The following is a 14,425-nucleotide window of genomic DNA, read 5'->3' on the forward strand; positions in this document are numbered from 1 at the left end:
TGTTGCGAGATCGTTAGGTAAAATTCACGCGTCTGATTTTCAGCTTAGCGCTCCAATTGAAATCGGGAAGTAAGAGCCACACATTGTGGGCGGTTCTGGACTGGCGTGACGTGGTCGTGAGCATTTTCTGGTCGGGTCTAACATCCTTGACATTCCAAGAAGCTGCGCTGATTGCGGAAGTTAACCAAGCATTCTTTTCCGTTGCTGGTTGGTGGCCAAACCCCAGGTATACGTTGATGACTTCGGCAAAAGGGCAAAAGCGCTGCCTTTTGGACGTCATTCGTGGTTCCTGAAGATGATTTGTCTCGACGCAACAGGCACCGAAATGGCCAGGTTTCTACGTGACTGTGCGAGCGCGGCCCTCTGTACCTAAATTCGCGCGGAGCAGGGCCATCAGCATCGGCGTGGGCGAAAATGCTTTCTGGCGAGCGCGTCGGGTTAAATCCCTCAAATAACCGCCGGCCGAGTTGATGTGGCGAGCGCGCTCAAGAATACAGGCGACAGTGATGGCAGTGTTTTCCGGTCCCATCACATGGCAGGCATCCTCAAAGGTGGCAGAGCTGACGCCGAGCATCGATCTGACGACGGCCGATGCGGCCATCAGGTCCCGCCAACTGGCAATGGTTCCTCCCGGTCCGTAGGCGCCTATGTCTGTGCACGCCCTGAGCACCATGCTCAGTGGAACGGTCTCGGTGCGGCTACGCTCAGATCCGTGATGGGCGTCTGGTTCGCAAGCGAGAGGTTTGCCGTCACGTTCAGATTCAATATGAGATTCAGTATAAGAACTCTGTGTGTGGTGCTCACTGTGAGCATCATTGGTGCTTGGATTATCGGAATCTGAGTGGAATTTCAGGATATTGGTGACTTCGGACAACAGAAGGCCCATATCGTTCAAAACACGATTGATGGTCTCAAGGCCGGCCGAGTGGTTCAGTGGTTTCAGCAGGGCGGTGCAGGCTTCGCTGATGCGGTCCCAATCGCCGCTGACACCTTCCTCGGCGGCCATGGCGATGAGCTTGCGAACATCGCGCCGGCAGATTGTAAGCTTCTCCCTGGCTCTGCGGATCGCCGTTCGTTCTGCGACAACCTGATTGGCAAACGCTGCAAGCTCGTCTGCGCGCGCAAGCAGCGGTGACAGATCGAACCCGAAGGCACTTTCGATCTCCCCTCCCCTGCCCCGGTGGGCGTAACGCTTGCCGTTCGCACTGTCCTTGCGCAGGATGAGACCTGCCTCGACGAGGAAAGCGAGATGCCTTCGAAGCGTTGCTCCGGCGATACCATGGGCGCGAAGCGAAAGCTGCGCATTCGAAGGGAAGACGACAAGCGGTGCGTCCTGCCTTAGCTCATTTTCCGGGTGGAAACTCAAGAGGGCATCGAGGACGGCCAGACTGCGGTCCTTGAGGTCAAGCATCACCTTGGCCTCGGAGACGTCGCGGAAGATCTTCCACTTGTTTGCTGATTTGCCTTGCCTGATTTCGGAAACGATTGTCTGGCGTTTCACGAGCGCAAGCGTCATCGGCCGCCGCCCAAAGGGCGTCGTTATGTGTTCACCGTGCATTTTCCTTCACCTTTCAGAAGGCAAAAGAAAATTGCTCACCAAAACGGTGCCAAAGACTCTTGACTGCGATTCGAGGAAATGCGATTCTCTAAGTGTCTAGTTCAGAGGAAGGCTTCCACGGCGGCAACGTTGAGGGGGCCTTTTTCTTTTGCTGTTCAGTCTCCTGTTTGCTGTTTATCGGTTGATCTTGAATATTGCTCGAAGAGGCTGTCCATATTGCTGGAGAGCCACAGGCCGAAGGATTTGCCCTTCGGATTTCCAAACTCCATCACAAGGCCGTTGGCCCTGGGTTTTGCCGTCACGCTGACGGACTGATCTACCGGAGCCCAGGCAGAAACGGCGGGCTTCTGCTTGGACGGACGACCTGACTTGCTTGAGCTCTTCAGGGTCGTGAGAAGATAAAGAAATCTCGCGTCGTCGCTCGTGAGGGCGGCAAAGCCGTCCTCCTTCACCGTCTGGCACGCTCGCTGGGCCACAGCGGGATTGAGAACGAGTTTCTTCAACTCCTCCCACCGATCTCGGCCGACGCCCTTGGCAGCCCCCAGAGCGTCCAGCACGCTGTCAGGAACGACTTCTGCAACGGAAAGCATGCGCGACAAAAGGCTGTCATCGACGGTAAGCGCTGTCTTAAGGACGTCGCGGGACATTCCGCTTCGCTGCAGCTTGCTGGCAAAGATCGCCTTTTCGATAAAGGTCAGATCGGCGCGGGCCGTATTTTCCTGGCCTTGGGCGATAACGTGCTCGATATCGGCAAGCGGCTTGACGACGGCACGTACCTTCAAACCAAGCTCGCGTGCAGCACGCGCACGACGATGGCCGAACACAATCATGTATCGGCCGTCATCGGTTGGATGCGGGCGCACGAGGATTGGGGTGGATTGGCCCGAGTGGCGAATGGCCTCCCGTAGACCGGTATATGCCTCGTCGTCGTCGCCAATTCGATCGGCAACGAAAGAACCATCGAGATCGCCTGGATCGAGCGATATGACGGTCTCGCCGTCAAGCACCCGCATGGAGGTCTCGGCAAGCTCGTCAAGGGATTGGATCATCGAGCGTGACGCCCCTCGTCGCGTATAGGAGGCGCGTGCTTCAGACGCAGTGACGGCGGCGCGGTCGACATCGTCGCCCAGCGTCGCCGTTACGCTCGCAAAGAGGTTCTTTCTAGCCATTTCCATCTCCGCCTTTGGTATTCATCTCCCTGAAAGCAATCGACTTTCTGATCGTTTGCACGGCTGTCAAAAACGTCACTTCCGTCCCCACGCGCCGTGGATCAAGGAAACAATCTCTCCATTGACCGCATTCAGGCTCTCTACCGCTCGTTCATAGGTGGAGCGGGTAAACTGCGACTTCTCAATTTCGTACAGGGTTTGCTTGGTGATGCCGGCATCCGAGATCGCCGTGGACTTCAGCATCTGGTTCTTCAACATGCGTTTGTTGAACAGCGCCTGGAGAAAACCGACCATCTGCGCCTGCGGCTGGTCCATCGGCTCATAACGCGTTACCAGGTAACGGAACCATTTCAGCTTGACCGAGGCCCCTGCCCCCTTGATCGATTCAAGGATGCCGCCAAGCATCAACAGGAACTGGCTCATTGACATGACGTCGAGCATCTGCGGATGGACGGTGATAAGAACCGCCGTAGAAGCGCTGAGCGCCGTCAGCGTGAGGTAGCCAAGCTGCGGCGGGCAGTCGATGACGACGACATCGTAGTCAGCGTCGACTTCCTTAAGGGCCTGCGAAATGCGGGTGAAGAATAGCTTGCCTTCCTGCTGGTTCTTGGATGAGGCGGCAAGAGGCGTCTCATACTCGTATTCCTGCAGTTCGAGATTTGCTGGAACGATGTCGAGGCCCGGGAAGTTCGTGGGCCGGATCAGCTCCTTGATCGACTTGCGCTCGCTGTCGTAGCGGAGAGCCTCGTAGAAGGATGGATTGCGGTCGAGCTCGGGCTGGATGCCGTGGAGCGATGTGAACGATGCCTGAGGATCGAGATCGACGGCAAGCACACGGTGGCCGGTTAGCGCGAGATATTGCGCGAGATGGGCTGCGGAGGTCGTCTTGCCCGAACCGCCCTTGAAGTTGACGACGGAGATGACTTGCAGCTCTTCGCCATTGCGGCGATGCGGCACATACTTCTTGAAATCCGACCGGCCATGCTTGTCGAGATAGCGACGCAGTTCCATCATCTGCTCGGCGGTGTACGAGCGACGGCCAGAGCCCGACAGCTGAGGCGCAGGGCCCTTGCCTTCGAGATGGAGCTTCTTGATATGATTCTGAGTGACGCCGAGGTACTCGGCAACCTCGGCCAACGAGAAGTGCCTGAGGCCCTTCATAGCGTTCGGTGGGTACTGTTCCAGCCGAAGCATGTTCAGCTTGTCGGAGATGAGTTCGCCTTGTTCAAGGATTTCCTTGTCGAACTCAAGGTCTTCGATGAAGACTGGTGCCATGTTCATATCTTGCCATTTTCCGGAATAACGCTTTTCTCAAGCGATTTGCATCTTAAGCGTGATTTAGATGCGATTCTCTGAATGGCGCAAGAAGTTTTTAGTTAACAAAGGCTTAATATGCCCGGTTCTCCGGCAGAAACGCCTTCCAATGGCGAAGTGCGCACAGCGGAGCCGCCAAAAGCGAATCAACCTGCTGATTTTGCGAGATATTTTTGGTGTTTGCACGGCTGTCAAAAGATTCGCGGCCGCGCAATTCAAGAAATCGGTGTTGTCCACCGAAAATTGTTCAGAGAGCAATTCGGCAGCGACCGGCGGGGCGTGCGATCGACAATGCCTGCCCAAGGATCTCCGCTGCTAACCCTAGACCTATCGCCCGTCAGAGCCTGGGATCAACAAGAGGGCATTGAAGGACACCGGATGGCGAAGTCTCAAACTACGCCATCCTTCCAAAAGCCGGACCGGCAGGTCAGTTGTTATTGTCCGCGCAAGTGTCTTCGGCATTCTCTGTGTTGCTGTTGCCGCCCTGGGTCTGCAACGAATTCTTTCCTTTGATCGACTTGCAGTTTTCCTTGTTGACGTTTTGGGTCGTGCTGCCGGTGGTCGACTTATCAACCTTCTTCATCTTCATGGGTTTGGTCGTGCTTGTGGCGGCGCCATGGTTCTTGTCCATGGTGGAGCCCGCCGGAGCCGGGTTTGACTGTGCAAAGGCCGAACTGGCAAGTCCGATGGCCAGGAGCGACGTGGCGACTAATTTCAGATGCATGACTGCCTCCATAAAACCGCTGCGTGATTGCAACTAACTTTGAAACGGAGGTGAAAAGTCGTTGTTCCGAGATCGGATCGACAAACCGGTGCGGCACTGTCGTGACCATCGCGATTGGGCGCCCCGCGGCGCGAACCGTCAGCGCCTTTGATGCAGGACGACCTTCGCAGCAATTGCCCGTCGAAATTGCTGTCAGGACGGATTGAGGTCCTGGAGGATGGAGAAATTTGCGCAGCTCGCGTCTACATTTCCGATCCGGATCAGATGCTCGGACCTTGCCGTCAGAAATGCTAGTCGCACGGCCTTTGCATTCTTGGCCCGCACCAGGAGCTCTTGCTGTGCAAAGAGAAGTCCCGAGCGGCCTGAAAGCTCGAATGCGACGTGTTCGCTGTGGCCATCGTCAGCAATTGTAATCGTCGCCAGGCCGGATTGCATTGTGAGTTCCCCTCTGATTCCGGGCCAGCATCGTCGACTTCGTTGGAGGCTACAACGGGTTGCGGCAGGCAACCCACAGGATCGTGGTGCACCTTGCAGCATATATTGATGGTCAAGGACGGAAGCAGCTGAAGCCAAATGGCGAAGCAAGGAAGGAGGCCAAGGCTTCGGAGCCGTCTCCGGACGAGTCCGCCTTCGCGTCGAGCGACAGGCAGGCTGGCAGATGGCGAATCAACTGGTTCAGAAGGTCCTTTAACGCCCAATCGAACGTCATCTTGGTGTTGGTTGTGGTCCTAGAGCAGGCGGGCGGCGCGCCCGCTGCGCCGCGACGCGTTGTTGTAATAGCTCGACGGGACTGTTGCCGTGACTGCTCCATTGCCTCGGGCAGAGGGACGCCACGATTAGCCGCCTCAGTCAGATACCCCGACCGCAATCCGTGCGAGGAGAAATCCCGGGGCTCCAACCCAGCCATCGCCACCCTGCTGAGACGGAAGCCCTGCGGGAGCTGATCCACCGGCGGCTCAGCGGAGCGTCTATGTCTGAAGAGGCAATGGCAGGCGCGGTCGACGATATGATCGCGCGCAAGCAGAGAGCTCTTCATGTGGAGTCTTGAATACTCTGTCGAAGCGGGGCGCGATTTTGAACTGATCTTCGATCATCTCTTCGCCGCTTACTACGATCTCGGTGACCATCCCGACGAGGCCTTGGAGCGGGGAAGAGCCCTCGCGTGGGGGGGCGGCTGAGCACGGCATTAACCTTATCCACCGACCAGTCGCCCGTCGCATTTTGGCGGGCACATCGAGCGGCTCATCGGCGCAATGATGGGCGCCGCTCATTTCTTGCCAGGCTCTACGTCAAGCGATGTCGCCGCGGCGATTACGATCCTCAAAAGCATGCTGTCATGGTCTTCGACGAGCTTGAGCGCTGGCTTACCCTGGAGATTGTTGGCCGCTATCATGCCGACATTCATCGTGCTCTGAGAATCCCGCCTAACCTGGCTTGGGAGGATGCCGTCCTTGCGCGCGCCCCAAGCCTTTGCGGCTCCCCTACGACGAACACCGTTTCAGCGTGGATTTTCTGCCTTTCGAGGAACGCATCAACTTGCCGATTGCGCGGTTTCCTGCGCGCCCTGATTTCGGTAGAGATTTCCAGCCTTGGCTTTGGATGATGTCGCTGGCGAGCTGCCGGCTTTCGAGTTCTGGACGGAGTCTCAAGGCTTACGTCACCTGCATCGGTGAAGTGGTTTGGAGATCAGGGGTGGTGGACCCAAGCGTGCTCCATGCTCTCAATGCCGGATGAGGCCGAACCGATGCGCCTCATCCAGCAGGTGACGAACGGACGATGGCTGCCATTTGCGTCCACCGCGCGCCGGCCGCTCTCCCATCTGATCCAGCTGGGTGGCAATGTCACGCAGCGACAGGTCGGGATCGGCAATGGCAATCGCCGCGACTAGCTTCATGAGATGATCCTCTGGCGCGCGGCGCGGCGAGCGAGCCAGGAGCTCGGGTTCGGCCAGTTTCTCGCGGACCATGCGATGCACGGCGCGACGCAGCCTTTCCACCGTCCAGTCATGGCCGCGGCGATTGAGGACCCACACGACATTGTCCCAGGTGTGCTGCGGACGCATTTGCCGAACGGTAGGAAGCCAGGTTTGGGCAGATGAGATCAGCTCGTCGAGATAGAGTTTTTCCCGGGCCTTCGACACCGCCCTGATCGCGTCTGGTCGCCGTTCTCGAAGTCCGGGGTTTCCTGGCAGCTTGCCGCGGGCTTTAGCTGCTTTGATACCAGCCCTGGTTCGTTCAGCGATCAGCGCTCGCTCGAGCTGTGCGACGGCACCAAGAACCTGAAGAGAAAACATCCCTTGTGGTGTGGCCGTATCGATCGGATCGCGGATGGACCTGAAGTGGACGCCGCGCTCTTCGAGATCTTCGATCACTTGCAATAGATGGCTGACCGACCGGGCGAGGCGATCCAGACGGACGACGACAAGCACGTCGCCGGCGGTAAGCTCACCGAGCAGCCGCGTCAAAACGGGCCGCGCTCGTGATGTACCCGATCCGTGCTCCTGAAAAATTCTCTCGCAGCCGGCGGCGCGCAGCTCGTCCATCTGAGCATCGTGGACCTGATCGTCGCTAGAGACGCGCGCGTAACCGATAAGGCGTCTCGGCGCTGGCGACCGATTGTCGGCTTGACGTTTTGCCATATTTTTTGCGCGCCTTTTTATCTTGCTTTGTACAGATAAGGAATGCGTGAGAAAACGATCGTTTGTAAACGTCTCTAGCGCAATTTCTCCAGCAGCGGGCTGGCCTGAATGCCTTGGAAAGCAGGGATTCCTTGGCCAAGAAGCGTTCCGTCCAGGGCGCTTTGTTCAATTCGATATGCCCTACGTATCTGAGGTGAGCCACGTGTCCGTGACATTACCCAGTGACGGACACTAACTATCAGATAGCGTCTGTTCACCAAATCATTTATCATAAATTCAATGCGTTATGATTTTTCCAAATTGCCTATCACAAGCCTGCTGCGGCCGATTTCGGATGCCGCTGTGGCTTTTGCTTCCCGATTTCAATTGAAGCGCTAAGCTGAAAATCCGGCACGCAATTTTGACCTAACGATTTCATGCCGGGCGAGGGGAGGGGCCTCTTAAAGCCCTGACGCCTTTGTCAGATTGGTGCGGAAGCGGTCGCGCCGCCGCTGATATTTACGCGTCATCTCCGCCGAGGCGTGACCCAGCTGTTTCTGAACATACCGCTCCTCGATGTCGGCTGAGGAGGCAAGGCCGGCGCGCAGCGAGTGGCCTGAGAACAGCAACGCACGTTCCCCTTCCGTAAGATCGGAACGGACGCCTGCGGCGAGTGCGGTCTGCTTGACCAGACGGGCGACATGTTTGTCGGAAAGCCGCTCGACGTCGACCGTCTTGTTGTCCTTGAAGATGCGGCGGAAGAGGGGGCCGCGCGCAATCCGGCCGAAGCGGATCCAGCTCTCGAGGGCTGCCACGGGGCAGGTCTCGCTGGAGGCGCCGCGGCCGACCTCGACCTCGCGCCATCCGGTTTTGCCGCGCAGCGTCACCAGGACGCCTTGGTCGGGAAAAATCTCGATCCAGCCATGGCCATCGCTCTTGTCGTCGCGGACAGCGTCGAGGCCGGCGATCTCGGAGCGCCGCAGGCCGCCGGCGAAGCCCAGGAGCAGGATGGCCCGGTCACGCAGGCCCCTCAGATCGTGGCCGAGGGTGTTGACCATCGCCTTGATGTCGTCGCCAAGCACGGCCTCCTTCTGTCGCGGCGGCTTGGCGTGCTTGCGGCGAATGCCGGCGAGCACCGTCGCAATATGCCGGTCGGTGCGATCCATCGGCACGCCGCGCTGGGTAAAATTCCAGGCGAGGCCGGAGAGACGTCGCTCGATCGTCGCCACCGAGAGGGCAGGGGCACTGCGTTTCGGGTTTTCGGCAGAGATGCCCGAAGCACAGGCGCCGATATAGAGGCCGATCACCTGGCTTGAGGGGGGCAGCGGTTCAAAACCTTCGCGGCGGCACCAGGCGGTGAAATGCCGCCAGTCCTTGGCGTAGGCATCGCGGGTGTTTTCGGAACTGGCGGCGTTGGCATAAGCTGTCGCGGTCTCGACCAAGGCTTCCAGCCGCGCCGGGACACGGGGTGTCGGCCCGGGGGCGGGAGGTGAAGCGCCCAATTCGCTGCCGGGATCGACGACGTTGGTGCTAGAATCGTCGATTTTGGGCGTGTTTGCCGGGGGATTTTCCATGGTTCGGGATGCTATCACTTTATGTCCGGTAATGGAAGGTTACCGGACATAAAACAGTGTTGACGGGCCGTGCGGTTTCGGCAGAACCGCATGGCATAAACTGCACGCTTCGATTATGCTCGGCAGCATGGATTCGCGCTCCCGCTCGCCTCTCGTCACCCCAGTTCCGCCCACGGCCGTGCCGCCCCTGCCGGCCTGGGTTTTGCCGCGCGGCGGCGAGCTGGGTGAGGCGGACGCCGCCTTCGCCGCCGGCATCGCCCTGAAATCCTTGGACGATCTGGTGCGCACCGAACCCGCTTGGGCCGGCTGCTGGCGTCAACGGCTGGCGCTCAGATGCGCGCAATCGGCGGTGCAGCTGATCGGCCGCACCGAGAGCGAACCGGCCTTGCGCGATGCGCTGCTGCTCACCACACCCGACGACGATCCCGGACCGGCCGGCACAATGGTTTTGGCCTTCCAAAGGCTGGCGGCGAAGAAGCGGACGATCGGCAGCAAGGTTCTGCAGGGGTTGGCGGCACTGATCGGCTTGCGCCGCGACGGCCTGGACGAGCTCGCCGATCTGTTCGACGCCGCGCTGCAGTCGCCGCGCACAGCACCCTTCGCCGTCGCCGAGCTGGTGGCGAAAATCTGCGCCGCCCGGCCCGACGCTGAAATCCTCGCCTGGTGGTTGGCCGATCGGCTGTTGGCGGAAAAACTCGGCTGGGCGTGCGGCGTGCCGCTGCTGATGGCCGAACGCTATGGCGCCGCATTTAAGACGATCGGCGGCCGCGGACGGGTGCGGTCCGGCGAGCCTGGCTTTGCGCGGGCAGTGTGCCTGGCGCTCGTGTCAGGGACGACCGAGGCCCTGCGGCAGGCCAATGACATCGGCCGGCGCGCCGAGGCATTGCTGGCGGCGGCGCCGAAGGTGCGGACGAAGGGCGCCGGTGTCGTCTTCGAAAAGCTGCTCGACGAGGATGCCGTGCCGGCTTCCGCGCCCGGCAGCGATCTTTCCCGCTGGGCGGCGACGCGGCTGTTCGAGCGGCTCGAGAGTTTTGGCGCGGTGCGCGAACTCTCCGGCCGCACGTCCTTCCGGATTTTTGGATTGTGACGATGACCGGATCGGGGGCAACCAGGACACATCGAGGAAGGAAATCGAGGTCGGAGGATGAAATCCTCTATGACCGGGAACTTGAGGATCTACCGCCGGAGCTGCGCTGGCGCGAATGGATGCTGAGGGTGGAGGCGGTCATTTTTGCCGCCGTGGAACCGGTTAGCCGCGAGACGCTGGCGCGGGTGGTCGGAAAGAGCTGCAGCATCGAGCTGCTCATCGATGATCTGCGCGAGGACCTGCGGTCGCGTCCTTATGACATCGTTACGGTCGCCGGCGGCTGGCAGCACCGAAGCCGCTCGGCCTATGCGGCCGCGATCCGCGCGTCGCAGGCGCCGACGCGGTCGTCTCCGGTGTCGCTGTCCGAGCACGAAGCCGCGGTGCTGGCGGCCATCGCCTACCTGCAACCGGTGACCCGCGGCGAGCTGTCGAAGATGTTCGGCAAAGAGGTGAGCCGCGACACGATCGCCAGTTTGCGCGACGCCGGCTTTCTTGGCTCCGGGCCGCGCAGCCCGACACCCGGCGCGCCCTATACTTATGTGACCACCAGGCATTTCCTGTCGGCGTTCGGCCTCGAGACGCTACGCGATCTTCCCGACCTCGAACGGTTGGAGGACGCGGGACTGCTCAGCCGGCAGGCGCTCGAGGGGGATGCACTGCCGATGCGCGAGAGCGAAGCATCGGAGAACGACTGATTCATCCAAGAGCTATGTTTCGGCCTGTCTCACGCCGATCGACGACGTCGACCACGCTCCATCACACGCGCATACGCTCCGAGCAGGGCGGCCACGTCCACGGGCTTTGGCTGGACAGTCGTCTTAGCCTGGCGTTCCCGGAGTTCTCTTCGTTTCTCGAGGCAGTCCGCAAAACGCTCGATGAGCCTCCGGTGGCCCTTCGCCGCCAAGATCAGAAGTCGCCACTGCGCGGCTGCCGTTTCGTCGCCGGCCGTCAGCCAGTCGTCGTCCGGTCGGTTTGCTGCCCACGCAATGCAGTGCGCCCGTGCCGCCGTGGACAGGCTGATCAGGTTCGCCGTCGAATAGATGCCATCGGGCAGGTTCAAAAGGCGTCGAATGAGCGAACGGCTGGATGGCGTATTTCTCATCCCTTCCAATCGACAGATGTCGTCGATGCAGCGATCGAGTTGTCTTGCCGCTGGACTGATGCCAATTCTCGATGCGCGACGCAGGTCGTAGCCACAGCGGGCACAGTAATGTTGCGGCACCAGTTCAGCTTGGTCAAAGACCGCGATGCAGCTTTGGCAGGACGGACATCGGTCGCGCAATCGACAGCTATGTTTCGAGCATGAAACCCGGGTTGCCAGTCGCCATCTCCGCCGAAAATAGGGCTGTGCATCCTCGGCGAGACAGTAAGAACAAAACTGCAGCCAGGTTGACTCTGTCCGATGTCCGCCGTTGCGAAGCGGCAGCAGAAGCTGCCTCGGCAGGGCGTGCGGCAACATCATCGCCGCCAGCTCATCGGGCGCGATACCGGTGTTGGCGCTCAGCAGCTTTGCGATTTCACCCGGCAGCCGGAAATCAAGGGCTGGCGACCACATTACCGCATTGCGCCGGAGCACGCGAGCGAAGGCTCGCGGCGGAACACCATTGGCATGTGCAAGCCGGTGTAGCCAGCTCGACAGCAACTCGTCTGCCTGGGGCACGACGGTGACCGGCCAGCGGTCGGACGCGACGTCACGATAGTGTTCACGGATGCTGATCGTCGGTGCAGGCGCGTCGACCGTCGTCATAGAAGGCTCTCGCGCAGAGCCGCGTTGCGCCGCTTAGAAACCGGCACGTGGCGGAGCTCGTCGATGCTGGCCTTGCTGATGCGTTCGGTTCCGGATCCAATCGCCGCGACGGCCGCCTTGGTGACGATGGTGACGATCTCGCCGATCAAGCCTTCCGAGAGGCTGAATATCCGACGCGCCAACGGCTCGTTCGACAAATCGGAGCTTTTGGCCAGCGGCAATGCGGCCTCGAGACTGTCGAGCAGCATGAGATAGTTTTCGTCATACTGCCAGCGTGGGACCGCGACCAGCTCGAAGCGGCTCGCCATCTCGCTGGTGGCGTTGATGAAATCGCAGACGGCCACCTCGCCGATCAGCACCGGCGAGATGTCGTACTGGCGGCCGATCCGCCGCAGGAAGGCAAAGACGGCTTCGACGTCGCGGGCACGGCCCCGCAGCGCATTGTGGAACTCGTCGAGAATCAGCACCTTCGGCTTGAGGCTCTCCAGCAAGTGGTCGAGTTGCTCCGCCTTGCGACCGACATCCCACATATCGCCGCCGGGAGCGCGCAGCGCCTGCAGAATACTGGCATAGAAATGGCCGAGGCCGGCGCCTTCGCGTGTCTGGACCATCCAGACTTTTTGCGCGGGCGCGGCTCTCAGGTGCTCGACGGCGAAGCGTTCGGCGATCATCGTCTTGCCGTTGGCGTAGGGGCCGACCAACATCAGCCCCTGGGTTCGCAAAGACGGAGGTCGTTCCAGGAGCTCGGCCAGCCGCCGATGGCTGTCCTGGGCGACATGATGCCCGATCCAACGGGGTGCGCGGATATAGGCGATCCGCTCTTCCCGATCACGGCCGAGATATGGCCGGACATGCTCGAGCAAATGATCCGACATGGCTACCAATCCTCGACCGGCAACCGGCTCTTTTGGCGCGGCGGATGCTCTGCCGGTAGAGGCGCCGGCGGCCGCATGACCGCATAAGGCTTGTCCGCTGTGGCGGCATGTGCGCTGCGGACAGCGTCGCGCAACTGGCGCTTGGAAGCCTTTGCGGTCTCCGCTATGGCTGCGATCTCGCGGCGGACCGCCACCTTCTCGACGTTTGAGCGTCGATTGGTTGTGCGCCGACGGGTGCGCTCGGCCGCATGTTCCCATAGGGTCACTGGCGACAACTGGCCATCGCGTCGCTCGACCGGCCGAAACTGTCTTGTTTCCGGGTCGCGGACATAGACATGACTGATGTCGCGGGGATCGTATCGCACCTCGAGCTTTCCGAGCCGGTCCCGCTCTGGAACGAAGACGCCCAGCCACGCCGAATAATAGTGCAGGGCGAACATGCTGATCCCTTGCGGCGACAATTGCCTCTCCGTTCTTGGTAGAAACGACAGCAGCACGCGTTGCGGATCGTCGCCGAAGACCGGCAATGCCGAACCGTTGCGTTGCCATTCGGTCAGCGGCACCTTCAGGGTCTTGGAATTTTCCTGCAGATTGTGATCGATCACGGCCAGCGCGACGCAGCGCTCGAGATCGGCGAAGCTCAGGCAGGCGCGCCGCTCGGATGGATATTCATCGCGGTGGGCGACGGAACGCCCCGAGGAGCCCGGATAGGTAGCGAGAACTCCGTTGACTTTGCCCAACAGCCGTTCAACCACGCCGCCGTGATGGACCCTGCCACGATCGCGGGGGCGGATCCGAATGCCGTAATCCTCACAGCCTTGTTGGAATGCATGCCCCTTGAACTCCATCGCCGAGTCCGCGACCAGCAGCCGCGGTCGACCGAACATCGGCCAGGCGTGATTGAGATTGCGCGCGGCAAGCCATGCGTCTTTCGGACACATGGCCTGGGCGAGGCATAGCGCGACAGACAGCACCGACGGCTTCTCCAAGGTGAGGCAGAAGCCGAGGATGGATCGTGTCGCCACGTCGGTGATGACAGTCAGGTAAGGGCGGCCGACGAACACACCAGCCCCGTCAACAACCTCCACGAAATTGATATCGGTCGGCGTATGGTCGATTTGGCAGACGGCGAGCGGGTGCGGCGCATGGATATAGCCGGGTCGCGGCTTCAGCCGCAAAAAGTGCTTCGGATTGGCCGAACGCTTCTTGGCGATCTCTTCAGGCGAAAACAAGACCGGGATGCGTCGAGCGACCGTCACATAGGACGGCACGGCAAGACCGGCTTCCTCGCAGCGCGCGCGGATCTCGTCGACCACGGGAGCAAGTCCGGTCGGCTCGAGCGTCAGCCACTTCTCCCGAAGTGTGGTCGCGATGATCTCCTCGATCTGTTCCGACAGCCGTTTGCGCCGACTGACCGCAGTGCGAGGCAGCAGGGCCGTCACCGTCCGATCGGCGCGATATCGGGCGAGGAGATTGTAGATTTGCCGTGTGGTTAGGCGCAGTTCAGCCGCCGCGCGCGTGATGGTAGCCTGCCTCGGGCCGCGACCGTCGAGGATCTTGTCCAACTCGCGGGCAATGCGACGCGCCATCGACCACTGCTCGTCCGAGATCGGGCGATCCGCCGGCAAGGTTCGATCGTGAAATCGCTTTGGCAAGGGGCTTCATTTGAAATCGTTAGCGAAAAATCGACACCGATTTAGCGTCTAAACCTAACGCCTGTATGACATTTTCCGATTTGAAATCCGAAAGTAAAAGCCACA

General features: G+C 60.3%; 12 protein-coding genes and 2 pseudogenes. 3 read left to right on the forward strand and 11 right to left on the reverse strand.

Annotated elements, in window-relative coordinates; genetic code table 11:
- Positions 1-337 precede the first annotated feature (337 nt).
- From repC to AS026_RS43630, 6 genes and pseudogenes are all read right to left on the reverse strand, one after another.
- On the reverse strand, positions 338-1,558 hold the full coding sequence (repC, locus tag AS026_RS24100; RefSeq protein ID WP_062372066.1) for a plasmid replication protein RepC: 1,221 nt from the start codon (positions 1,556-1,558) through the stop codon (positions 338-340).
- A gap of 155 nt (positions 1,559-1,713) precedes the next feature.
- Positions 1,714-2,727, reverse strand: a complete 1,014-nt coding sequence (gene repB / locus AS026_RS24105; RefSeq protein WP_062372068.1) for a plasmid partitioning protein RepB — start codon at positions 2,725-2,727, stop codon at positions 1,714-1,716.
- Positions 2,728-2,802: 75 nt separating this feature from the next.
- Positions 2,803-4,008, reverse strand: coding sequence for a plasmid partitioning protein RepA (gene repA / locus AS026_RS24110; protein WP_018116749.1), 1,206 nt, complete (start codon positions 4,006-4,008; stop codon positions 2,803-2,805).
- A 460-nt stretch (positions 4,009-4,468) separates the two neighbouring features.
- Positions 4,469-4,765 carry a hypothetical protein gene (locus tag AS026_RS24115; protein WP_018116748.1) on the reverse strand — a complete coding sequence of 99 codons (297 nt, stop codon included), beginning with the start codon at positions 4,763-4,765 and terminating at the stop codon, positions 4,469-4,471.
- 192 nt (positions 4,766-4,957) lie between these two features.
- Positions 4,958-5,200 (reverse strand): hypothetical protein, encoded by a 243-nt coding sequence (locus AS026_RS24120; protein ID WP_062372070.1) that lies wholly within the window; start codon positions 5,198-5,200, stop codon positions 4,958-4,960.
- Positions 5,201-5,493: 293 nt separating this feature from the next.
- Positions 5,494-5,681 (reverse strand): annotated as a pseudogene (locus AS026_RS43630) (integrase); the annotation flags it as partial.
- Between the two features lie 118 nt (positions 5,682-5,799).
- Here AS026_RS43630 and AS026_RS42440 point away from each other — a divergent pair.
- Positions 5,800-5,913: pseudogene (locus AS026_RS42440) on the forward strand (type II toxin-antitoxin system RelE/ParE family toxin); the annotation flags it as partial.
- A gap of 572 nt (positions 5,914-6,485) precedes the next feature.
- On the opposite strand, the gene AS026_RS24130 reads toward AS026_RS42440, so the two are convergent.
- On the reverse strand, positions 6,486-7,403 hold the full coding sequence (locus AS026_RS24130) for a recombinase family protein (RefSeq protein ID WP_062372074.1): 918 nt from the start codon (positions 7,401-7,403) through the stop codon (positions 6,486-6,488).
- A gap of 440 nt (positions 7,404-7,843) precedes the next feature.
- On the reverse strand, positions 7,844-8,956 hold the full coding sequence (locus AS026_RS24135) for a tyrosine-type recombinase/integrase (protein ID WP_028748910.1): 1,113 nt from the start codon (positions 8,954-8,956) through the stop codon (positions 7,844-7,846).
- A 127-nt stretch (positions 8,957-9,083) separates the two neighbouring features.
- Here AS026_RS24135 and AS026_RS24140 point away from each other — a divergent pair, with 127 nt between their 5' ends.
- Together AS026_RS24140 and scpB are read left to right on the forward strand one after the other, a co-directional pair.
- On the forward strand, positions 9,084-10,043 hold the full coding sequence (locus tag AS026_RS24140; protein ID WP_028748909.1) for a DUF1403 family protein: 960 nt from the start codon (positions 9,084-9,086) through the stop codon (positions 10,041-10,043).
- Positions 10,044-10,045: 2 nt separating this feature from the next.
- Positions 10,046-10,738 carry an SMC-Scp complex subunit ScpB gene (gene scpB, locus AS026_RS24145; RefSeq protein WP_051321166.1) on the forward strand — a complete coding sequence of 231 codons (693 nt, stop codon included), beginning with the start codon at positions 10,046-10,048 and terminating at the stop codon, positions 10,736-10,738.
- Between the two features lie 29 nt (positions 10,739-10,767).
- On the opposite strand, the gene AS026_RS24150 is transcribed toward scpB, so the two are convergent.
- From AS026_RS24150 to AS026_RS24160, 3 genes are read right to left on the reverse strand one after another with little or no spacing between them, the layout of a single operon-like run.
- Positions 10,768-11,790, reverse strand: coding sequence for a TniQ family protein (locus tag AS026_RS24150; protein WP_028746974.1), 1,023 nt, complete (start codon positions 11,788-11,790; stop codon positions 10,768-10,770).
- On the reverse strand, positions 11,787-12,665 hold the full coding sequence (locus AS026_RS24155) for a TniB family NTP-binding protein (protein WP_028746973.1): 879 nt from the start codon (positions 12,663-12,665) through the stop codon (positions 11,787-11,789). Before AS026_RS24155 ends, AS026_RS24150 begins: the two co-directional genes overlap by 4 nt.
- 2 nt (positions 12,666-12,667) lie before the next feature.
- Positions 12,668-14,254: a Mu transposase C-terminal domain-containing protein gene (locus AS026_RS24160; RefSeq protein ID WP_235777076.1), complete on the reverse strand. Its 1,587-nt coding sequence runs from the start codon at positions 14,252-14,254 to the stop codon at positions 12,668-12,670.
- Positions 14,255-14,425 lie beyond the last annotated feature (171 nt).

Source organism: Rhizobium altiplani, from assembly GCF_001542405.1.
Lineage (GTDB): Bacteria > Pseudomonadota > Alphaproteobacteria > Rhizobiales > Rhizobiaceae > Rhizobium > Rhizobium altiplani.